Origin of the sequence: Niveispirillum sp. BGYR6 (genome assembly GCF_027568365.1) — a bacterium.
In the GTDB taxonomy this organism is placed as follows: domain Bacteria; phylum Pseudomonadota; class Alphaproteobacteria; order Azospirillales; family Azospirillaceae; genus Niveispirillum.
The window spans coordinates 58,755-80,317 of the sequence record NZ_JANLNL010000010.1 but is presented as its reverse complement, the minus strand read 5'-3'; the positions used below and the strand labels follow the sequence as shown (position 1 = coordinate 80,317).

The following is a 21,563-nucleotide window of genomic DNA, read 5'->3' as shown; positions in this document are numbered from 1 at the left end:
ATCTAGCCTGGGTTGCAGCAAGGGCCGGACGCGCAGGGTGCCGCGCGCCCCGCGCCTGGGGAAAAACGAAATCTCCCCGGATCGTGACCGATCCGGGGAGATGGGGATCAGAACACCCCGCCATCGATGGTGGAGGTGCTGTTCAGGAAATCGGTGCCGGGGGTGGCCGGCACCAGGGCGCTGCCATTCTTCTTGAAGATGGTGCCATCGCTGGCGCCCGACAGGTTGGCCCCCGTGCCGCCATAGGCCAGACCGATGATGGTGGCGTTCCAGGTGCCGGTGCCGATGGTGCCCAGCGTGTTGATGCTGGTCTGGCCGGCATAGGTGGCGGCAATGTCCACCCCGGTGCCGCTGGCCACGATGCGGTTGGCGGTGCCGGTGACATACAGGCTGTTGCCATTCTTGCCCAGGCCATCACCGGCCACCACCTGGCCGGCCCCGTTGAACTGCACGAAATTGACCGCGCTGGACCCCAGCGTCCCGCCGGCATCGGCCGTGCAGATAAAGCCCATTTCGGCATTGACCGTGCCCATTTCCACAAAGAAATAGGCGCTGACAAATTCCGACCAGGCATCCATGTCGGCGGCACGGGTCCAGGCCCCGGACGCCACGATATAGATGCCGTTCTGGGCGGCATTGGCCTGGTTCTTCACCAGCACGCGATCACCGGCCACCAGCGCCACACCATCAATGGTCTGGGTGGCGGACAGGGTGACGGGGCCGGTGGTGGCCGCGCGGACGGATTGCTTGGGGTCCAGCCCCTGCACCGTCAGATCGACATAATTCTTGGTCGCCGCATCCTGGGCATTCACCGGATCGGCCAGCCCGGTCAGGCGGAAACCGTTCAGCGCCACCGGGGCGGTGGGGGCGGCCAGTTCATCCAGCCGGGCAATGCCGCCGGCCACCACGCGGCCATAGGCGTCGGTGGTCAGCTTGCTGTAGGTGCCGGCCGTGCCCACGGTGGCCAGATCCAGCAGCGGGTTCGCCGCAATGCCATCGGCGTTGGCGATGGTCAGCCGGCCGGCCGCGGCCTCGATCTGGCGGGCGGCGACAGCGCCGGCGGCCGTCTTCACGACAATGCCGTTGCTGCCCAGGGCGGACAGCGCCGTCAGGGTGGCGGCCACCGGCTGGGCATAGGAACGCACCCAGGCGGTGTTGGCCGCACTGGTATCATTGCTGCCCTGGGACACGCTGGGCACGGTCACGGCCGCGGCGCCGGCGGCCAGCAGCTCACCGGTCAGGGTCTTGGCACCGCTGATGGTCTGGTTGCCCGCCAGGGTGGCATAGGCACCGCTGCCGCCGATGGCGATCACATTGGTGGCGCTGCCACCGCTGCCGCCATTGCCCTTGCCGTAATAAAGAACGTCTTCAACCTCGTTGAAGGCCAGTTCGGCATTTTCCAGCACGCCCGGCGCGCCGGGGTTGCCGGATGCCCGACGCTTGATGCGAACGGTGTTGACCATCAGAAATTACCTCCGTCAATAAGCTGGTTCCGCTGGCGGGTGCCAGCCTCGAACACCGCGCGTTCCTGGTTGTAGGTCAGCAGGGCGCCATCGCTGGCGCCGCTGATATCCAGGCCGGCAATATCGGCCATGCTGGTTGGCACCGGGCTGGGGATGACCAGTTCCAGCACCGTGGTTTCGTCTTTGCTGATCACCAGCACATCGGTCATTTCGTCACCTCCGGTGTGACGGTGGCGGCGCCCTGTACCAGCCGCATGACCGCGCCGTCCGGGCTGACCAGTTCGATGTCATAGACATGGGGTTTGGCCAGCAGCCCGGCGGTCTGTTCGGCCGTCAGCCCCACCGCGACAATCCCGTCGGCGGGGTCGGGGATGGTGACCGAGAACGCGGCCGCGATCTCCGGATCGCTGTATTTACGGCGCATCTGGCCGCGACCGGTCATGCCCACCAGATTGCGGGCGGTTGTGGCGCCGGAAAGATTCCGGCTCTTTACAGCGATCTGCAGGGCAAAGGTCGTCCCCTGCTCGACCGTAATGTCGTACTGTCCGGCAGCCATGGCAGCACCTTTCGTCTGTGCTCATTATATTATACGCATAGGAATAAACGCACAAGCCCGGCCGTGGCCGGGATGCGCGTTTCGAAAAGGGGGCTCACAGCAAGGGGCATGGTCAATGCCCCCTGAAGGCCGGCGACCGCCGGCCCGGCACCTGAGGGAACGCACCCCCCCAGAACCAGTCACGATCCAGGCCGGCAGTCGCCGGCCCGGCGCCTGAGGGAACAGAAAACCCCCAAAACCAGTCACGATCCAGGCCGGCGACCGCCGGCCCGGCGCTCGTGCGCCGTAAGCCAAGCCCGCGGATGCGGGCGCCCGGCGCCTGAGGGAACACAAATTAATTCACAAGCTGCCGGGGGCGGAACGGAAGCGATAGGCGGGCCCCAGTTCCGGCATGATCTTCAGGTTCACCACATCGTCGAACGCCGCGCGCTCCGGCTTGAAGATCTGGGCTTCGGCGGCGGCGTGGGCATAGCGCACGGAGGTGAAGCAATATTTCGACAGCTTGCCGACAAACAGCGGCGGCAGCCGGAAGGCGGCGCGGATGCGGGCTTCGCAGCGGGCATCATAGGTTTCAAACAGGCTGTCGGGCTGGCGTTCGCTGGCCAGCCGTTCCGCCTTTACCTGCACGGTGCCGGCGGCATCCTGCGGGTTGCCGGTGGCATAGGCATCCACCACCACGGGCTTGTGCTTGTCCTTGGCCTTGCCGGCCAGCACCTGTTCCAGTTCGCGCTTGCTGTCGCTGGCCAGCACGCCGCCCTGCACCACCATCAGCAGCGGCGGCACGCCGCCGGCATCGAAAAAGCCCAGATTGAACTCTTCGGCCCGGCGGCTGCCCAGCACAGAGGGCAGCTGGCCGATCCAGCGGGGCAGGCCATAGGGGCCGGCGGTATCGTCGGTGACGGTGAAATACAGGATTTCGCTGGCCCGGTCGGCCGGGGCCAGGGGGTTTTCGGCGGTTTCCCAGGCGCCGGTCTGGCGGTTCAGCTGGCGGCTGCTGGCGAATTCGCGGTGATAGACCAGGGTGCCGTCGATCAGGCTGGCAAAGCGGCGTTCTTGCAGCGTGATCGGATAGGATTGCGTCTGCCCGCCGCGCGCCAGCGGCTTTTCCACGGTGATGGCGGCATCCAGGCGGCACAGGCGCAGGCTGTGGGCCGGCAGGTGGCGGATGCAGGCCAGCCGGCCGGCGCTGTCGCGCAGCACCTCCAGCGCGCCCCAGCCGATCACTTCCAGATCGCGGCGCAGCGCCTTGCGCATGGTCAGCCAGGATTGGCCGGGATAGGGCTGGGCAAAGAACGCCTGGATGGCGGCGATCTCGGCCGCCTCGCCGCTGGTGGGGGCGGTTCCGTCGGCCTTTTCAATGCTGTGGCCGGTGCTGTCGATCTGGCTGACCAGGGTGGCAATGCAGGGTTCCAGGGCATTGTTCTGCCGGGCCAGCGCTTCCAGCAGGCGCGGGTTGAAGGGCGGTTCGATCAATATCCCCCCGCCGCTGCCCGCCTGGGGCTGATAAAGACGGTGGAATTCGTCCTCTACCTCCAGGGCCAGGGCGGCCAGCAGGCCGCCATCCGCCAGACCGGCCGGGGCGGGGGTCTGGCTGCTGGGAATAAAATCTTCGGGCATTGCGGCGCTCCTTGCTGTGCTGCATTATTATATTGTTTTTGCCGCTTTGCTCAAATTGTTTGTTCTGGGGGCGGTGCCGCCCCGCCCCGCTTCTTCAGCGCCCCCAGATGCGGCCCCAGTTCGCCGTCAGAGGGGAAGGGCAGGGCGGGGGACCAGCCGAAGGTTTCGGCAAAGGGCAGATGGTCCATCACCGCCTGTATGCGTTCCATCCAGGCCGGGGCGCTGTCGGCGGGCAGATAGCCATACAGGCTGTCATGCGTCATGCCGGCGATCCACAGGTCGGGATGGTCGCGGTGCAGGATGGCCATGGTCCATAACAGCATGTCCGACAGGGTGGACTGGATGGGGCTGTTGATGGCCTGGCGTTCGGCCTGGGCGCGGGCGGCGGGGTCGGCGGCCCTGATCTGGGGCAGCAGGCGCCGCCGACCCAGCGGCGACCAGACACAGCCATCCCGCCGCGCCTGGGCCCGCACCTGGGCGTGATAGCGGCTGAGGCCGGGATAGAGCTGTGTCAGAAAGCGGTGGCGGAACTGTTCGGCCTGGTCCAGCGACAGCACCAGCCCATAGGTTGCCCAGGCATAATCCACGAAACCCCGGGCTGACATGCCGTACAGCAGGCCGAAATTCCCCGCTTTGCCGCCGCGCCGCAGGGTTTCGTAAAGGCTGGGGTCGCGCTGTTCCAGGGCCTGGAAGCTTTGCAGATCATAGCCGTTCAGCTGGGCCGCCGTCTGGCAATGCAGGTCGATGCCCTGGCGATAGGCCCGGATCATATTCTGTTCCTGGGCGACACAGGCCACCACGCGCAATTCGCCCTGGGAATAATCACGCTGGAAAAACACATGGCCGGGCGGGGCGGGGAAACAGGCGCGCAGGCGGGCGGCCCAATGGCCGCGTTTGGGAATGGTCTGCACCGCCGGGTCTCTGGCGGACAGGCGGCCGGTTACCGTGCCGGCCGCCGCTGCATCATCGCCCTCGTCGCCCTCGTCGGCCATGCTGCCATTGAACAGCATATAGGTGGGGTGGAACAGCCCGTCGGGGCGCAGATGTTTCAAGAACCCCACCACATAGGTGGACAGCATCTTCTGGGCACTGGCCAGCTGGCGGTACAGGGCCACGAACGGCCCCGCCAGCGGATGGTCGGCAAACATCGCCAGATGGGCGGCGCTGAGCGAGGGCTGGCCGGATCGGCCGGTCCAGCGCAGCGGGCGCAGGTTGCAGCCCAGCGGGCTGAACAGAAAATCCAGCAGCAGGGCGGGGGTGATGGCGGATTGTTCGGCGCCCGCCTGCCGGGTGATCGCCGCCGCGTGGCGCTGGCGCAGGCGGGCGGGCAGCCGGTCCAGCAACTGGCGCTGAAGCGTGGCGATTTCCTGCCGGATATCCTGTTCCAGCAGGGCATATTGCTGCCGGTCCACCACCAGCCCCCGGCGTTCCACCGCTTCAAAACTGCGCAACGCCGGGTGCAGCAATTTTGTGTAGAAATTGCACAGACGGGGTTCCTGCACCAGCTGGCGGCGCAGCGGCAGGGCCACCCGCAGGCAGGCATCGGCCGTGCCGCCGGCATGGGGCAACAGCGCCTGGCGGGGGGCCAGGTCCAGCCGCTGCCTGTCCAGCGGCGGCCGGCCGGCCGCATCCGCGGCGCTGCCCATGCCGGTGAACAGCCGGCGATGCAGCGACAGGCTGTTGCAGCGGTTTTCATCCAGCAGCGAGCCGACAACACTGGTATCCATGGTGAAATTGCCGCATTCCACGCCCCAGGCCGTGGCCAGCCAGACCAGATCATATTTCAGGTTGGCGCCCTTCAGCTTCACCTTGTCGGTGTGCAGCAGCCAGTTGATCTGGTGCAACAGCGCCCCGGCCGGGCGCTGGCCCCGGCTGAAATACAGCACATCGGCCTGTCCGGGCCGGATAGAGACCTGGAAGCTGACAATATAGGCATGGGGATACCAGGGATGGCGCCCCTGGGTGCTGGTATCAATGGCCACATCCATGGCCCGGCCGGTTCTGGCATGGTGCTGTTCGATGGCGGCGCAGATATCGGCCAGATCCGTGACATAGCGATAATCCCCCGCCAATGGGGGGGCCGTGCCGGGATGGTGCGGCGGCGGGCCGCCGCTGGGCGTGGCGGGGGCGTGGACATGCAGCATCGCCGCCTCACTTGTTGAAAATATGCTTCAGTTCGGGATAGGGCGTTTGAAAGGGCAGGCCCAGGGCCATCAGCACCGCCCCCACCGCCTTGCTGGCCTTCAGATTGTCCGGGGCGGACAGGTGCAGCGAGGCGTAATGGCTGTGCACATCCAGGCCGCTTTGCGTCAGCGTTTCCTTCAGCCCGTCAATATCGCCTTCCACCCGCAGCGACAGCTTGTTGCCATGATAGCGGGCGGCGACTTTGGCCTGCGGGTGCAGCGCCACCACATAGTAACGCGAGGCGGCGCTGGTGGCGAAAACCGGCTGATACAGGCAGGTGGCGTCGGCCAGCTTCACCCGCGCCGCCGATAACAGCATCGCCAGCGCCGCCGCATCCATGGGCGGGGCGGGGGCTGGCGGCGCCGGCGGGGGGGCTGTCTTGCTGTCGGTGTCTGCCGGCGGGGGGGCACTGTCGGCCAGCGCTTTGCTGGTGGCGGCTGCCACGGCCTGTTTCAGGCCCGCCTTTTCCGGGCCGGTGGCGGCCCCGTTGGTGATGGCCTGCATCAGGCCGGCCTTGACCGGCACGCTGGCCAACAGTGTTTTCGCCTGCATGAATTTCAGCGCGCCGGGCGTGCTGACCACCTGAATGCCCTGGGCATCCAGCGCCGCCTTGCTGTCAGCCGCACCCAGGGCCGCAAAGAATTTCGCCATATTGGCCACGATCTGTACCGCCATCAAACAAACTCCCGTTTTATATCCACCTCCCTGGATCGTGACCGATCCAGGGAGGTTTTGTGTTCCCTCAGGCGCCGGGCGCTGCCTCCGCCCGCTTCCGGCGGGGGCGGTGGGGGATCACCGGGCGGATATTGAAATGCTGGGCCAGGAAGGCGACCTGCCTTTCGGATTCAATCGCCTTGCAGCAATAATGATCCCGCACATACTGGGCGGCATCGGCATTGCCGGTCATCTGCCGCACCAGGGCGGCCAGAAACATCCCGGTGCGCCCATGCCCGCCGATGCAGCCGGCATGGATCAGCCCGCCCTGCCGCAGCTGGTCTGCTGTCCAGTCCAACAGCCGGCCAAATTCCGCCAGGTCGGGCGGCACGCCCTGATCGGGGATGCGGAACAGCACTTCCCGCCGCTGGCCGTGCCAGGGATAGGCCGGCGGCGTCAATTTCATGCCATTGTCAAAGCCGATATAGATGGCCGCATCACCGATCTGCGGGTGAAGGCATGATCCGCCATGGATATGCACCTGCCGCCCTTGGTCCAGCCGGATGGGCAGGGGCGGGTGGGTTTCGTAACATCGCGGCCGGATCGCGCCGCCCGCCCGGCCGGGGGCGGGGCCAGCATATCTTTCCGGTGGGCTTTGCCCCTCTCTAAATTTCATCGCGTCCCCTCCTTGGGATAATATCACCCTCCCTGGATCGTGACCGATCCAGGGAGGTTTTTGCGTTCCCTCATGCGCCGGGCGCTGCCTCCGGCAGCTTGGCTTACGGCGCTACCGAGCGCCGGGCCGGCGGTCGCCGGCCTCCAAGGGTCATGTCCCATGCCCCTTGGGGTTTATATGTTCCCTCATCCGCCGGCTGCTTGGCTTCACGCCGCACGGGCGGCGGCGGCGGTGCGGTCGATCATCACCTTGGGCAGGGCCAGCCCCGGCATGATCTGGAACATGGGGCCGGTTTCGGCGGGTAGCTTGCTGGGCTTGGCCTTCTTGGGGGCGGGGGTGGCCAGGTCGGCCGGGCCGCTTCCTTCCGGAAAGCCATGCTGCGCCACCTGGGCCTTTTTTTCCGTCGGATAGGCGTGCAGCGATCCCAGCGCCTCGACCTTGAACCAGTCAACATAAGCGCCGATGCTGCCGGGGAACAGGCCGGCGGCCGCCTCCAGCATGGCGGGCAGGCCCTTGGGCGCAAAGGCCCGGATGCCGGGTTCATGCAGAATGGCCTCTGGCACTTGGCCGGAACGCTGCACATCCAGAATGCGTTTCAGGGCCGGGCCGTGGCTGGAATACAGCATCCCCTTGTTGAAGATCGGCCCGTTATTGTGGCAAAGCGTCCAGACCGTATCCAGCAGCATTTCGGCGCTGTATTCCCCGCTGACAAAGGCCAGCAGGCAATCGCTGACCCGCCCCCAGGCCGGCCCGCCATAGCCGGTGCTGTACTGCCCGACATGGAATTGCCGGGACAGGGCGCGGCAGAACGGCCCCATCGTCAGGCCCGCCTGATCGGCCAGCCCCTTCATGGTGGCCGCCGCCCCGGTGGATTGGTCCGACAGGCAGGTGATGATCTTGGGCACACCTTCGCCAAATTCGGCCGCCAGGGCCGGCAGCATCACGGCTTTGTTCCCCAGATGCCGCGATTCCCGCAGACAGATCAGCAGCAGATAATAAAAGGCGCGGCACGCCTTGGGTGCGCAGGCATCATTATACCGTTCCACCAGGGCCAGCAGGGGTGGGGGCAGGGTTTCAAACCAGTCATAATCCCGCCGGACCAGGGCCACCAGATGGTTCAGGGCATAGAATTCCAGCGCCTCCGCCTCGGGCGGGGTGGAAGGGTGGGGATCGCCGGCCATGAAACGCATCATCGCCACCGCCACATCCTGCACCGGCACATGCGACATGTCGCGGTGCAGCGACAAGGGCCGGGCGCGCAGCTGATAGGCCAGCGTATTCGGCGGCGCAAATAACGACATTCCTCACCCTCCTTGGTGATGGTCTTCTGTGGGCGCTGTTCCGGTTGGCCGAAACAGCGCTACAGGCCGGCCACAACCAGCCTTTTGCTGATCAGCGGGCACCAGCCGAACCAGCGGCGCAGCCACAGGGCGCGGGCCAGGGCCTGTTGAATATCCCCCACCGGCAAGGTCTGAACAAAGTCATGCTGGGCGCGGGTTTCCACCGCGCCCGGATAATAATAACGGCGGACATAGGCCACAGGGTCGGCCTCTCCCGCCACCTTGGCCAGGGCGGCCAGGAACAGCCCGGTGCGGCCAATGCCGGCCATGCAGCCGACATAAACCGGCTTTCCATCGATGATGCAATTAATTGCACTGACCAGACCCCGCCGCAGATCGGTCGCTGTCGGCGTGCCATAATCGCAGATGGGGATATCCACGGTGCAGGGCATGTCGATCTCGGCGGCCATTTTCACCCCGACAAAGCCGTCGGGAATGCCGCGATAGGGGCCGCCCGTCACCTCATAGGAATAACCACCCAGGGTGAAGGGCAGGCTGCCGCGGGGTTGCGGGCGATAGGGGGATGGTGAAATGCGATGGCTCATGATGCCCCTCCTTGGGCGGATAAGCATGGTATGGCGGCGCCCCCCGCGGCGCGGGACGGCGTGCATGTGGCAAATATGCGTCACTGTTGCGAAAATGTGACACGACACCCTGGGCATTTCGGCCGCCCGCTGATCATGCGGCGACCGCGTGCCGCGCGGCCGGTGTTTCATGCCCCTCCATCGCCGGCGCCAGCGCCCGCTGGCTTGGCGACGCCGCTACCAAGCGGCGCGGCGGCAGTCACAGCATTACCAACGGTCAAGAATTATGACCGTTGGTATTATTTCTTCGACAACTTGTCGTGCGCATGGACCAGCTCTTCCTGCGCGCGCGGCGGGCGGAGCGGTTCATAGGGGGTGATGGACGGGTCCAGCGGAATATCGGGATTGTACCGCCAGATGCCGATAACGCTGTCCCCCTCGATCCGCAGCACAAATCCCTGAAAACGCCGGTTGGCGCGCGGATGGGTGAAGGGGGCCGATTGCCGGGCCATGGTGGCCACGCGCTCAGCCACATTGCCATACATGCCGGCGATCCGTGCCAGTTTCAGCGCTTCTTCGGTGACCTTGAACTGCCGAAAACCGCTCATTATCGCTTTCCTCGCCTGTAGTTTTCACCACGCAGGATCAGCACGGCGCGCGGGGCCTCGATCACCACCCGGGCGGTGCCGATCTGGGGGTTGGCCCCGGCACTCAGGAAAACATCTTCAATCACTTCGGTGGCGCGGTCATCCACAATGTCCCAAATCCTGTCCCCGCCGCTGATCCTGAAATGGGTATCGGACAGAATCTCCTGGACGACCAGTCGATGGTCGTCGGCATAAAAATCGTCACCCGTTTTCAGAGTCAGCGTTAAAGCCATTGTAATTACGCTCCAAAATAGACATAGGGGATACTCTCGGGATGGACCGGGGCCACAGGAACCCCCGGCTGAAAGCCATTCTCCGCAAAGAGAAGTTTCAGCTTCTCCCAGGCTTTCTCGCCCCCAATAACCCCTTTGATGAACTCAGGCGTCACCACGGCCGACCCGGATAATATGTCCGCAACGGTCCTTGCCGTATCATAGACCCTGTAGCCCATCTTCTTCAAAGGCTTAACAATATCTGCCGGAGCGTTGATAAGTGTAACGCCTTTCAAGGAGTTAGCCGCAGACGGATTATTTAGCAGGAAGTGCGACAGGAAGTCCAGCCATACGGCCTCGGCGGCGGGCTGGCTGGACAGGTCGGCGAAGGCGTCCCACAGGCAGGCATCGCTGGTACAGGTCAGGGATGTCGGGCTGCGCAGGTCCAGATAAAGGCCGGGCTGCGGATTTTCGGCATAGGCCTGGATGAAATTTTGCAACGCGGTCTCGCCGGCCAGGCCGGCGGCATAAACGTAACCGGTCGTGCCATCCAGGTCTGTGCCCGTCAAGGTGGCGCCCGTCGATTCGACCGCCCATGATTTGAGAGACTCGACATGGTGATTCGTGCCGCCGCCTTCAACGGGAACATCCACGCCCTGCCAAACCCGGCCGGTGGCGCCGCACAGGGTCAGCGGGGCGCCCGGCAGCAGCGGCTGGCCGCCCAGCCGCGCGCCGTCCGGCCCCAGCCGCAGGTCGGTGCAGCCCACCACGCAGGGCTTGTCCAGGGCGCGGGCCACCACGGCGGCGTGGCTGGTGGTGCCACCATTGGCCGTCAAAACCCCCGCCGCCGCCGCCATGCCGGCAATATCATTGGGGTCGGTTTCATGCCGGACCAGGATGACAGGATGTTTCTTGCTCTGTGCCACAGCTTCCTCCGGCGTGAAGACAGCGCGCCCGGTTGCCACACCGGAACAGGCCGGCAGGCCCGTCGCCTGGGGCGACGTCTTGAATAACGCGGAGACAGTGGCTTTGCACATACGTTTGTAATCATGCGGCGTGACAAGTTTCAAGGCTTCTTCCCGCGATATCCGGCCTTCCTGGGCCAGATCATGGGCGATGCGGAAGGCGGCCTGGGGGGTGCGCTTGCCGGCACGGGTTTGCAGGATGTACAGGGCGCCATCCTGCACGGTAAATTCAATGTCCTGCATGTCGCGGTAATGCCGCTCCAGCCGGTCAACCAGGGCCACCAGCCGTTCCCCCACCGCCGGCCAGCGGGCCATCATCTCGGCCAGGGGCAGGGGGGTGCGGCTGCCGGCCACCACATCTTCCCCTTGGGCGTTAGGAATAAATTCCCCGCAGAGAATATTTTCTCCGGTGGAGGGATCGCGGGAGAACAGCACCCCGGAACCGCTCTCCTCATTCAGGTTGCCGAACACCATGGCCTGAAGGGTGACGGCGGTTCCCATGCTGTGGCTGATGCGGTGCAGGGTGCGATAGGTGGTGGCGCGTTCATTGTTCCAGGATTGGAAGATGGCGGCGATGGCCACCATCAGCTGTTCGTTCAGGCTGTCGGGGAAGGGATGCCCGGTATGGTCCTGGAAGATGGCCTGATAGCGGGTGATCAGGCCGGCCAGCGCCGGGGCCGTCAGCGCGCTGTCCTCGGCCACGCCGGCCTCTTGCCGTGCATCGCCCAGGGCGGCGGCAAAGCGCGCCGCCGGCACGCCATAGGCAGTGCTGCCCAGCATCTGGATCAACCGGCGATAGCTGTCCAGCGCGGCACGCGGGCCCAACCGGGCGATCCAGTCCGGCAGGCTGGTGCTGGTCAGCCCGACATTCAAAATGGTATCCATCATGCCGGGCATGGACGTGGCGGCGCCAGACCGCACCGCCAACAGCGGTTGATGGCCGCAAAGGGCGGCCAGCCAATCCAGCTGCCGGCCGATCCCCTGTTCCAGCGCCTGCATCACCCTGGCCCTATCCTGTTGAAATTCCAGGCAGATCGGGGTGGGAATGATGAAACCCGGCGGCACCGGCATACCCAATGTGGCCATGACCGCCAGGTGATAACCCTTGCCCCCCAGGAAGGCGGGTGTGTGGATCGTGTCTGCCAGATCGCCAACCCCCCGGTCTGGGGCCGGCCCGGCGGCAGGCTGGGGGGATTGGCGTAGCGTCGCAGGGGGGGGCGCATCGCCCCCGAACGGGAAAAACATAGCACCCTCCTTGGTGTCTGACAGTTTGACCATAACCGAAGCCCCCGCAGGGAACAAGAGATTGCTGTATTGCAGCAAGGGTGATGCTCTGGCCCCCGTGCAATTGCCCGTGCAATTGATTGCACGGGCGCGCACCCGCACAGCCGCGCCGTGGGGTGCGGCGCTGCGTCTGGGGTGCCGATTGCCATTATTGTTTGCCCCGTTCCCGCACCGTCTGACGGCACGGGGAACGGGGATCAGCCTGCGTCACCGCAGCTCCGGCGCGCTTTCAGGCTGCGCAGGCTTTCCTGGGCGGTACGCCGTTGCAGGAAGCGGAAAGGGGGGCTGGGATGCGGGGTGCTGCGGGGTGACTTTGCCCAGGCTGTTTCCTCGATTCGCACGGCCTGGATTCGGCATTGGTCGGCGCGGAGACTATCATTTGCCTGTTCGGCAAGCTCCGCCGCCTCCCACCATTTGGCGGCGAGGCCCAGTAAAACAGGCAGTGTCTGATCTTCCAGCTTTTCGCGATCCCGTCGCATGACGCCCTCCTTGGCGTTCGATTTGAGAAGCAAAAACATCATGTTGAGGCAATTCCACAACCATCTGGGCATAAAGGCGTACTCCATTTGGCATATGACCGACGGAGAATGGCCTCCACCCGCCCCGCCACCCGAAAAAAACTCCATAACTTACAATGGTTTAAGTGTTGTTCTCCAGATTTTGTCTATATCCCGCACTTAATTTATTTCTATTATGCTGGAAATTTTTGGTGAATTCTGTCCATTTGTTGGTGTTTTTCGGTGAGTTTGATTCTGAATATTGAGAAAATAATGATCAATGAAATCAATCATTGATCATTGAATATAAGAATCAGGTCCCCACCGAGTGCGACGGCGATTTTCTTAATGGTAATGGCATTTCCGCCGCGATCACCTCGTTCAATTTTGGTGATTCCTTCTTTTGATATGCCTGCCTGTGCGGCTAATTCTCGCTGTGTGATATTTAGTTTCTCCCTTTTCTCACGAATTTTTGCGCCGAAAAAGTTGACACTGTCAGTTTTCATTTCCCGTTCCTTCGCCATATTGCGGATTTTCACCAGATCGGAGACGTCGATGGTCATGCATAATGTTCCAGAAGTTGTTTATTATTTATAATACTCTAAAAAAAGGCGATTGCGGATACGTTTTGCGGTTTTACATATGTATAAAATTGCAACACGTATTGTCGCAACAGTTCTCCTCCCCCGCCCAATCCCCTTGCGATGTGTCAGATTATGTCGACAGAATACGCACATAAACTGCCGCTACTGCGGCAAAAGTACATTTATTTCAGTATTTTGTATGTTTCGCTATTGAGTTTATTTGTAACCATTAATTATATTTATAAGGAGATGCCGACTTAAGCCGATGTGGGTTGTGCTTTCCGGGTGTTTCTATAGGTTGTGGGCGTTGCTACCCTCGGATTATGCACCGAGGTCGTGATGGTGCTGCCATGGCGTAGGGGTTGATCTGCGCATGGTCGTGCGGTCACCGCCCGTCCTTCCCGCCGCTTGTGGTGAGTTTGCGGATGCTGGTTTGGGCTGGGCACGCCGCCTGCGGATCAGGTGACGAGGCGGGTTGTTCTTGTCAGGACCGTGGCGAGCAAAAGGGGCTGGACGGTGCATGCCGTTGGCAGATGCACCCGCAGCCTGGTCTTCATCTCGACGATGCGGGCGGCAATTTTAAGCAGGCGCAGGCGCAGCGTGTCGAACTGGGCGGTGCGCCAGGGGGATCGCCGCGGCATGAGGGATCGCAGCCACCACATCAGCCAATAGGCACCGGTATGCAGCATCAGGCGCACCTAGGCGGTAAACTCATAAAACTGCTTGGCGTGGAATTGGTGGCGTGATTCAAGGGTTTCCACAAGGAGCCCCTTATGACACGCCGCCGCTATGAACTTTCGGACCAAGAATGGTCGATCCTGTCCCCGCTATTGCCGAACAAGCCGCGCGGGGTGCCGCGTGTTGATGACCGTCGGGTTCTGAACGGCATTCTGTGGCGGTTCCGCACAGGTTCGCCGTGGGCGGAGATACCGGAACGCTATGGCCCGTCGACGACCTGCTACAACCGGTTCGTGCGCTGGCGGAAAGCCGGGGTGTGGGATCGGCTTCTGGAAGCGGTATCCGCCGCTTACGACGGCGATATCGTGATGATCGACAGCACCTGTGTTCGCGTGCACCAGCACGGGGCCACGGGAAAAAAGGGGCTGGAGACGATGGCGGCATGGGACGTTCCCGTGGGGGCCTCACCAGCAAAATCCACGCGCTCGTCGATGCGGAAGGCCGCCCCGTCCACCTGCGCCTGACCGCCGGCCAGGTTGCCGACTGCACCGAGGCCGACGCCCTGACGAAGGACCTCGGTGAGGGGGCCATTCTGCTGGCCGACAAGGGCTATGACAGCAATGCCATCCGGGCCAAAGCCGCCGAGCAGAAGGCTTGGGCCAACATTCCGCCCAAGGCCAATCGCAAGGGCAGCTTCGTCTTCTCGTCCTGGGTTTACCGGCAGCGGAACCTCGTCGAACGGTTCTTCAACAAGATCAAGCAGTTCAGGGGCATCGCCACCCGATACGACAAAAAACCCGAGAACTTCCTAGCTGCCGTAAAGATCGTCGCCGTCAGGCTATGGTGTCAGTCGTTATGAGTCTACGCCCTAGTTGGCGGTGATGCTGAGTGCAACTTTTGCGGTCTGCGGATAAGTGAATTTTCCATCTTTTGGTGTGTTTTTCCGCCATGCCCCAGCGGCAATAGACCTGTTCGTAGAGCCACTTGCCCCGCCCGCCGGTCAGGCTGGTGGTCCTCGGGCTTGCTCCAGGGATGAAGCGGGTGTCGACGCCCTGCCGCCCCGCCTCGACACGGGCGATGATGCGCTCAACCCGACACCAGCTGCGGGCGCCATCATGGAATGCGGTGAAGCGGCGGACCTTGTCTGATCCCGTTGCCCTTGCCCTGGTGCTGGCCGCCAGCGGGATGACATGGGCGCGCAGGGCGGCGTTGGTGGCCAATCCGAGGATGAAATCTACGCCCCGGGCCCGGCAGAGGTTGAACACCTCCGGTGCTGCATAGTGGCTGTCGGCCCGAACCAGGATCTCCACCCGAGGCCAGTGAGCCCGGATCGTGCGGATTGGAGGCCGGCGACCGCCTGCCCGCGGGCTCGTGCCCGCCCGGCGACTCGTGTCTTGAAATTAGGTTATGGTCTTTGTGTCCGTCAGGATGAGCACGGGGGGATGGCCATCCCCCTGTGCTCGGCGGCACGGCGACCGTCGGCGTTTTGGGCTAAAAGCCCGTCCCTCAGCCTGGTTCCCGTGCCGCCCCATCTCGTAAGCCCGAACAGTTGTCAGGTGCCCGACACCGAACTCACGAGAAAGGGATGCGGAGGATCATGGATACCACGTTTATTGGTCTGGACGTAGGCAAAGCCAGCCTCGACGTCTTCATTTCCGGCCGTAACAAAACCGAGACCGTCAGCAACACGCCGTCTGGTCTTGCCACGTTGGCCCGCCGTCTCAGCAGCCTGCCAAACCCTCATGTCATCCTGGAAGCGACCGGCGGGTATGAGCGGCTGGCCCATGAGTTGCTGACCCAGGCTGGCATTGCCGTTTCCATCGTCAACCCGGCCCAGGTTCGCCAGATGGCCCGTGGCATGGGGCGCAAGGCCAAAACGGATGCGATTGATGCCGCTGTTCTGGCCGAGTTCGGCCGGATCAGGTGTCCGGACCCAACGCCGCTGCCCTGTGAGGAGCAGCGCCGCCTGGAAGAACTTCTCACCTATCGCCGCCAGTTGATCGATGAACGGGTGCGTCTGAACAATCAGATCCCGCATTTCCGCGATCCGATGGTCAAGGCATCCGCCGCAGAACGGTTCGACGCCATTCTCGCCGATATCGTCAGGATCGAGAAGGCCATGCAGGAAATCGTCCAGCAGACGCCCCACCTGCAAGCTCTCTATGCTCTCATCACCAGCGTTCCAGGTATCGGCCCAATCTCCGCCTTTACCTTGATCGCCCAACTCCCCGAACTCGGCAAACTCACCCGCAAGCAGATCGCTGCCCTGGTCGGCGTCGCCCCCTTCAACCGAGACAGCGGCAAATTCAAGGGGCATCGATCCATCAGGGGCGGAAGGCCACAGGTCAGAACCGTCCTCTATATGGCCGCCCTCGTCGCCATGACACATAATAAGGCGTTCAAAGAATTCAGAGATTCCCTCGTCTCCAGGGGAAAACCCAAAAAACTCGCCATCATCGCCTGTGTCCGCAAACTCGTCACTGTCCTCAATGCCATCGTCAGGGACGCAAAACCATGGAAAGCAAAAGCCGCATGAAAAGACAGTTGCTCGCATGGCGGGTGCAGCGTCCTTGGATCGGGCCGATTTGTGTTTGTCGACTGAATCATAAACTCAATCAATGACTTGTGCTACACTCCCCAAATTTCAGCACGACACCAGTGCATAATCCAGGCTAGGTGGATCATTTATTCGTCGTTGTTTTTGCTGTCACTTGTACCGGATCGCCCGCCGGGGCTAGAAAGGAAAAGTTCCAGCGGATGGTCACCGGGGTTTGATGATGGATCTGAACGCGATTTTTGCCGATGCCGTGGCGCGGCAGAACCAGGGTGACTGGCCGGGGGCGGAGGCGCTTTATCGCAAGATCGACAAGAAGCAGCCGGGGCTGGCCCCCGTCTGCTGGAATCTGGGCGTGGTGCTGAAGGCGCAAGGCCGCTGGGCCGACGCGCTGGATGCCTTTCAGCGCACCGGCAAGGCCGATCCGAAATATCGCGGCCTGCATTTCAATATCGGCCTGTGCCAGCAGAAGCTGGGCAAGATGGAAGCGGCGGCGAACAGCTTCACCCGCGCGGTGGAGGCGGAGCCGGAAGACCCGATCAGCCGCTTCAACCTGGCCGCCGCCTGCCGTGATCTGGAACGGTTCGAGGAAGCGGTACTCCAGGTGGAACGCGCCCTGGAACTGAAACCCGATTTCCTGGATGCCGAACTGCTGCGCACCAAGCTGCGCACCCGCATGTTGTCGCTCTGGCATGTGCCGATGGTGAATGATGCGCCGCGCAACGATGCCTATGAGGCGGCGATCAAGGCCCAGGTGCGGCCGGGCGATCTGGTGCTGGAAATCGGCACCGGCTCCGGCCTGCTGGCGATGATGGCGGCGCGCGCCGGGGCCCAGGTCATCACCTGCGAGGCGGTGCCCTGGATCGCCGATGCCGCCCGCCGCATCATCGCCCAGAACGGTCTGTCCGACCGCATCACCGTGGTGAACAAGCTGTCCACCGCCTTGCAGGTGGGGGGCGATCTGCCGCGGCCGGCTGATGTGCTGCTGTCGGAAATCATTGCCAGCGACTTCCTGTCCGAACGGGTCATCCCGGCGGTGATTGATGCCAAGGCGCGGCTGTTGCAGCCCGATGCCCGTATCCTGCCGCAGCAGGGGGGCGTGCGGGTGGCGCTGGCCGGCGGGGCGTTGCTGGAAAAGCATCTTTATACCGGCCTGACCAACGGCTTTGATCTCGGCGGCTTCAACCGGCTGTTCCCCCGCGCGGCGCGGTATGATGCACGGCTGGTGCAGCCGGAGGCTTTGTCGGACAGCCTTGATCCGTTCCGGTTTGATTTCACCGCCGACAGCCTGCCCATGCAGGGGCGGGTGCAGTTTGACCTGACGGCCAGCAAGGCGGGGCGTTGTGCCGCCCTGGTGCAGTGGATCTGGCTGGATTTCGGCCAGGGCATCACCTTTGACAACAGCCCCTTCCGCGACAGCCCGGCCAGCGGCTGGCAGCCGGGCTTCTTCCTGCCGCCCGCCCCCTTTGCGGTGGAGGAAGGCGACCCCGTGCCGGTGGCCGCCATGCATGACGGGGTGAATGTCTGGCTGTCATTGCAGGTGTGAGGCGGGAAGATTACATCAATCCCCTTGTCTGTCGAAGAAGCCGATTACTGATGCGTTGGAGACAGCAATGTGAGAAGCGCCCGGTTTTGAAGGCGGGCGGCAAGGCCCGGTTGAAAATCGGCCCCGTCAGGTCTGGTAATTGGCCTGCATCACTTTGCGGAAGGTCTGCACCAGGGGGGAGACCTCATCCTTGCGGTAATTGATGATGATGGGGGATGTCGCCTTCTGGCGCAGGGGGCGATAGGTGACGTCCCCGCGTTCCAGCCGCTGTACCGATTGCGGCACAATGCAGATGCCGGCCTGTGCCGCCACCAGACCGATGGCCGTCTGCAACTCCCGCACCTCGTGGGAGCCGGGATAAAGCGCATGGTCATGGAACAGGGCCAGCACCTGATCGGCGTAGGACGGGCGTAGTTCGCGCGGATAGATGATCACCGGGTCGCGCGCCAGATCGGCCAGATCCAGCGGGCCGTCCTGTGCCAGTGCCGGATGGCCCTGCGGCAAGGCGGCGACCAGCGGTTCCTCCAGCAGCACTTCACGCCGCAGGGCTGGTTCATCGAAGCGGATGCGGCCGACGCCGATATCGACCTCCCCATTCTTCAACGCGCCGATCTGCTCCACACTCATCATCTCGACCAGCCGCAGGTCGATATTGGGCAGGGCGGTGCGGAAATCGCGCAGGACGGAGGGCAGCCGGCCATAGATCACCGACGGCACAAAGCCGACGGTGAAGCGCACCTTCTCGCTCGACCGCAACCGGCGCATCATCAGCCGCAGATCATCCATCCGCTGCGTCACCAGTTGGGCCTGTTCGTGGAAAATCTGCCCGGCCGGGGTCAGTTCCAGGGGCCGGCTGTCGCGGTCGAACAGGGCCATGCCCAGTTCCGCCTCTAATTGCTGGATCTGTCGGCTTAGCGGTGGCTGCGCCATATGCAGCCGGTCGGCGGCACGGGTGAAATTGCGTTCTGCTGCAACGGCCAGAAAATAGCGCAGGTGCCGGAGATCGATCATTTTCATACCCTGTAGGTATCATCAGGGACCGAGATAGTCTTTCAAGGCGCGGCTGGCAACCGTTACCGTCTTGAAAGAAAGAAACGGGAATAACCCTGGAAGCGCCATGTCCAAGATCGTCTCCATCGATACCTGTCTGGTTGACCTGCCCACCATCCGCCCGCATGTGCTGGCCATGGCGACGATGCAGGTGCAGACCCTGGTGATCGTGCGCATCCGTACCCAGGATGGGGTTGAAGGGATCGGGGAGGCGACCACTATCGGTGGCCTGTCCTATGGTCCGGAAAGCCCGGAAGGCATCAAGCTGACGCTTGACCATTATATCGCGCCGCTGCTGCTGGGGCATGATGCTTCCCGGCCGGCGCTGCTGATGGATCTGGTGGGTAAGCTGGTGGTCGGTAACCATTTCGCCAAATGCGCGGTGGAAACGGCCCTGCTGGATGCCGCCGCCCGCCGGGCCGGGCTGCCGCTGTCGGACCTGCTGGGCGGGCGGCGGCGCGACAGCCTGCCGGTGGCCTGGACCCTGGCCAGCGGCGATACGGGCAAGGATATTGAGGAGGCGGAGCGGATGCTGGCCGCCCGCCGCCACAACATCTTCAAACTGAAGATCGGCAAACGCGCCGTGGCGGCCGATGTCGCCCATGTTGCTGCCATCAAGGCCGCCCTGGGTGACCGGGCCAGCGTGCGGGTGGATGTGAACCAGGCCTGGGACGAACCGACGGCAGCCCGCGGCATGGCCCTGCTGGAACAGGCCGGCTGTGATCTGGTGGAACAGCCGGTGGCGGGGCATTTGCGGGGCGCCATGGCGCGCCTGTCGCAGCGTTTCACCCTGGCCGTGATGGCCGATGAAGGGTTGACCGGGCCCGCCAGCGCCTTTGCCCATGCGGCCGAGGCGGCGGCGGATGTTTTTTCGGTGAAAATCCAGCAATCAGGCGGGCTTTACGGTGCAGCACGCGTCGGGGCCATCGCCGATGCGGCGGGCATCGGGCTTTATGGCGGCACCATGCTGGAAGGCGGGGTGGCGACGGCGGCATCCGCGCAGCTTTTCGCCTGCTTCCCGCAGCTCTCCTATCAGACGGAACTGTTCGGCCCCCTGCTGCTGGTGGAGGATATTCTGGCCGAGCCGCTGACCTATGCCGATTTCGCCCTGACGGTGCCCACCGGCCCCGGCCTGGGCATCCGCCTGGATGAGGACAAGCTGTCCTTCCATCGCCGCGACGCCGACCGGCCGCGGCACCACATCCTTTCCTGATCAGGGGTGGCCTTATGCTTTTCCATGTCCGTATGGATGTGCGCCTGCCGCACGATCTGGCGCCCGAACGCGCCGATGAATTGAAACAGGTGGAGCGCGCCCGCGCCCAGGAGCTTCAGCGGCAGGGCAAGTGGCGCCACCTTTGGCGGATCGCCGGGCACTATGCCAATGTCAGCATCTTCGACGTGGCCGACGCCCAGGAACTGCACGATCTGTTGAGCACGCTGCCGCTCTTCCCCTTCATGGAAATCACGGTGACGGCGCTGTGCCGGCACCCATCCTCCATCCATGCCGATGAGCGTTGATACCGTTTCCGTCACAATCAAGCAGAGCGCCCAAGCGCGCCAGGGAGAGGAAAGATGACCCAGCGTTTCGTGGACCAGGCCGATGTGCAGGCGTTGCTGGACAAGTTGAGCGGCCAGGATCAGCCCCAGGGCGATGCAAGGCTGAAGGCGATCATCCGTCGCATCGTCGGCGACCTGTTCGCCACCATTGATGAGTTCGACATCAGCGACGATGAATTCTGGGCGGCGATGAATTTCGCCATTGCCGGCTCGCGGGAATTCGGCCTTTGGGCCGCCGGGCTGGGCATTGAACGTTTCCTGGATATGCGGGCCGATGCCAAGGATGCGGCGGCCGGCATTGCCGGTGGCACGCCGCGCACCATCGAAGGCCCGCTCTATGTCGCCGGCGCGCCGGTTTCCACCGGCTTTGCCCGGCTGGATGATGGCAGCGAACAAGGCGAAACCCTGCTGATGCATGGCACCGTCCGTGACGCGGCGGGCAAGCCCGTCGAAGGGGCCAAGGTGGAAGTCTGGCACGCCAACCGGCTGGGCAACTATTCCTTCTTTGACAAAAGCCAGAGCGACTTCAACCTGCGGCGCACCATTGTGACAGGGCCGGATGGGCGCTATGCCTTCAGCTCCATCGTGCCGTCGGGCTATGCCTGCCCGCCGGGCGGGTCGACGGAGGCCATCCTGCAGGGGATTGGCCGCCATGGCTGCCGCCCCGCCCATATCCATTTCTTCGTCTCGGCAGAGGGGCAGCGCCATCTGACCACGCAGATCAATATTGATGGCGATCCCTATCTGCACGACGATTTCGCCTATGCCACCCGTGACGAGCTGATCCCGTCCGTCACGCGGCGTGATGCCGGGGCCGACGCCTATGGCATCCAGGGTGCCTTTGCCGAAATCGCCTTCGATTTCGTGTTGCAGCCGGCCCGCGACACGGCGGAAGCCGCGGCTTCCAGCCGCGCCCGTGTCCAGGCCGCCTGATCCATAGCCACAGCCCCGGCAGCCCCCTGGCTGCCGGGGAAG

At 63.6% G+C, this 21,563-nt stretch carries 21 protein-coding genes and 2 pseudogenes; 6 read left to right on the top strand and 17 right to left on the bottom strand.

Annotated features, from left to right (window positions below; genetic code table 11):
- Window positions 1-107: 107 nt before the first annotated feature.
- From PCJ49_RS18840 to PCJ49_RS18770, 15 genes and pseudogenes are all read right to left on the bottom strand, one after another.
- Window positions 108-1,463: a hypothetical protein gene (locus tag PCJ49_RS18840; RefSeq protein ID WP_269912304.1), complete on the bottom strand. Its 1,356-nt coding sequence runs from the start codon at window positions 1,461-1,463 to the stop codon at window positions 108-110.
- Window positions 1,463-1,672 carry a hypothetical protein gene (locus PCJ49_RS18835; RefSeq protein ID WP_089289481.1) on the bottom strand — a complete coding sequence of 70 codons (210 nt, stop codon included), beginning with the start codon at window positions 1,670-1,672 and terminating at the stop codon, window positions 1,463-1,465. The genes PCJ49_RS18840 and PCJ49_RS18835 overlap by 1 nt, the downstream gene beginning before the upstream one ends.
- Window positions 1,669-2,019: a hypothetical protein gene (locus PCJ49_RS18830; RefSeq protein ID WP_269912303.1), complete on the bottom strand. Its 351-nt coding sequence runs from the start codon at window positions 2,017-2,019 to the stop codon at window positions 1,669-1,671. Before PCJ49_RS18830 ends, PCJ49_RS18835 begins: the two co-directional genes overlap by 4 nt.
- A 339-nt stretch (window positions 2,020-2,358) precedes the next feature.
- The gene (locus PCJ49_RS18825) at window positions 2,359-3,636 is read right to left on the bottom strand and encodes a hypothetical protein (protein WP_269912302.1); all 1,278 of its coding nucleotides are present in this window, start codon (window positions 3,634-3,636) and stop codon (window positions 2,359-2,361) included.
- 50 nt (window positions 3,637-3,686) lie between these two features.
- Window positions 3,687-5,780 (bottom strand): DNA polymerase, encoded by a 2,094-nt coding sequence (locus PCJ49_RS18820; RefSeq protein ID WP_269912301.1) that lies wholly within the window; start codon window positions 5,778-5,780, stop codon window positions 3,687-3,689.
- Window positions 5,781-5,787: 7 nt separating this feature from the next.
- Window positions 5,788-6,495 (bottom strand): hypothetical protein, encoded by a 708-nt coding sequence (locus tag PCJ49_RS18815; protein WP_269912300.1) that lies wholly within the window; start codon window positions 6,493-6,495, stop codon window positions 5,788-5,790.
- A 67-nt stretch (window positions 6,496-6,562) separates the two neighbouring features.
- A complete protein-coding gene (locus PCJ49_RS18810; RefSeq protein ID WP_269912299.1) occupies window positions 6,563-7,015 on the bottom strand; it encodes a hypothetical protein in 453 nt (150 codons plus the stop codon).
- 341 nt (window positions 7,016-7,356) lie between these two features.
- On the bottom strand, window positions 7,357-8,451 hold the full coding sequence (locus PCJ49_RS18805; protein WP_269912298.1) for a hypothetical protein: 1,095 nt from the start codon (window positions 8,449-8,451) through the stop codon (window positions 7,357-7,359).
- Between the two features lie 59 nt (window positions 8,452-8,510).
- Window positions 8,511-9,035 carry a hypothetical protein gene (locus tag PCJ49_RS18800; protein WP_269912297.1) on the bottom strand — a complete coding sequence of 175 codons (525 nt, stop codon included), beginning with the start codon at window positions 9,033-9,035 and terminating at the stop codon, window positions 8,511-8,513.
- A 278-nt stretch (window positions 9,036-9,313) separates the two neighbouring features.
- Window positions 9,314-9,622: a hypothetical protein gene (locus tag PCJ49_RS18795; protein ID WP_089289472.1), complete on the bottom strand. Its 309-nt coding sequence runs from the start codon at window positions 9,620-9,622 to the stop codon at window positions 9,314-9,316.
- Window positions 9,622-9,894 carry a hypothetical protein gene (locus PCJ49_RS18790; RefSeq protein ID WP_269912296.1) on the bottom strand — a complete coding sequence of 91 codons (273 nt, stop codon included), beginning with the start codon at window positions 9,892-9,894 and terminating at the stop codon, window positions 9,622-9,624. Before PCJ49_RS18790 ends, PCJ49_RS18795 begins: the two co-directional genes overlap by 1 nt.
- A 5-nt stretch (window positions 9,895-9,899) precedes the next feature.
- Window positions 9,900-12,083, bottom strand: coding sequence for a PEP/pyruvate-binding domain-containing protein (locus PCJ49_RS18785; RefSeq protein WP_269912295.1), 2,184 nt, complete (start codon window positions 12,081-12,083; stop codon window positions 9,900-9,902).
- 236 nt (window positions 12,084-12,319) lie between these two features.
- Window positions 12,320-12,601, bottom strand: a complete 282-nt coding sequence (locus PCJ49_RS18780) for a hypothetical protein (RefSeq protein WP_269912294.1) — start codon at window positions 12,599-12,601, stop codon at window positions 12,320-12,322.
- A 308-nt stretch (window positions 12,602-12,909) separates the two neighbouring features.
- Complete coding sequence (locus tag PCJ49_RS18775; protein ID WP_269912293.1) at window positions 12,910-13,182, bottom strand: helix-turn-helix transcriptional regulator; 273 nt, start codon at window positions 13,180-13,182, stop codon at window positions 12,910-12,912.
- A gap of 479 nt (window positions 13,183-13,661) precedes the next feature.
- Window positions 13,662-13,898, bottom strand: a pseudogene (locus tag PCJ49_RS18770) (transposase); the annotation flags it as partial.
- A 78-nt stretch (window positions 13,899-13,976) separates the two neighbouring features.
- Here PCJ49_RS18770 and PCJ49_RS18765 point away from each other — a divergent pair.
- A protein-coding gene (locus PCJ49_RS18765) for an IS5 family transposase (RefSeq protein WP_269912292.1) occupies window positions 13,977-14,740 on the top strand; the annotation gives its coding sequence in 2 pieces (ribosomal slippage) (window positions 13,977-14,307 and window positions 14,307-14,740; 765 coding nt in all).
- Window positions 14,741-14,765: 25 nt separating this feature from the next.
- Here PCJ49_RS18765 and PCJ49_RS18760 read toward each other — a convergent pair.
- Window positions 14,766-15,257: pseudogene (locus tag PCJ49_RS18760) on the bottom strand (transposase); the annotation flags it as partial.
- 221 nt (window positions 15,258-15,478) lie between these two features.
- Here PCJ49_RS18760 and PCJ49_RS18755 point away from each other — a divergent pair.
- Window positions 15,479-16,417, top strand: a complete 939-nt coding sequence (locus tag PCJ49_RS18755; RefSeq protein ID WP_269912291.1) for an IS110 family transposase — start codon at window positions 15,479-15,481, stop codon at window positions 16,415-16,417.
- A 238-nt stretch (window positions 16,418-16,655) separates the two neighbouring features.
- Window positions 16,656-17,981 (top strand): tetratricopeptide repeat protein, encoded by a 1,326-nt coding sequence (locus PCJ49_RS18750; protein ID WP_269912290.1) that lies wholly within the window; start codon window positions 16,656-16,658, stop codon window positions 17,979-17,981.
- A 126-nt stretch (window positions 17,982-18,107) separates the two neighbouring features.
- Here PCJ49_RS18750 and PCJ49_RS18745 read toward each other — a convergent pair whose 3' ends face one another.
- Window positions 18,108-18,992 carry a LysR family transcriptional regulator gene (locus tag PCJ49_RS18745; protein WP_269912289.1) on the bottom strand — a complete coding sequence of 295 codons (885 nt, stop codon included), beginning with the start codon at window positions 18,990-18,992 and terminating at the stop codon, window positions 18,108-18,110.
- A 106-nt stretch (window positions 18,993-19,098) separates the two neighbouring features.
- Between PCJ49_RS18745 and PCJ49_RS18740 the strand changes: the two genes are divergently transcribed.
- Genes PCJ49_RS18740 through catA form a run of 3 tightly spaced genes read left to right on the top strand, consistent with a single transcriptional unit; the run spans window position 19,099 to window position 21,521 of the window.
- The gene (locus tag PCJ49_RS18740) at window positions 19,099-20,244 is read left to right on the top strand and encodes a muconate cycloisomerase family protein (protein ID WP_269912288.1); all 1,146 of its coding nucleotides are present in this window, start codon (window positions 19,099-19,101) and stop codon (window positions 20,242-20,244) included.
- A 14-nt stretch (window positions 20,245-20,258) separates the two neighbouring features.
- Window positions 20,259-20,549: a muconolactone Delta-isomerase gene (gene catC / locus PCJ49_RS18735; protein ID WP_153203295.1), complete on the top strand. Its 291-nt coding sequence runs from the start codon at window positions 20,259-20,261 to the stop codon at window positions 20,547-20,549.
- A 54-nt stretch (window positions 20,550-20,603) separates the two neighbouring features.
- Complete coding sequence (gene catA / locus PCJ49_RS18730; RefSeq protein ID WP_269912287.1) at window positions 20,604-21,521, top strand: catechol 1,2-dioxygenase; 918 nt, start codon at window positions 20,604-20,606, stop codon at window positions 21,519-21,521.
- The last annotated feature ends 42 nt before the right edge of the window (window positions 21,522-21,563 follow it).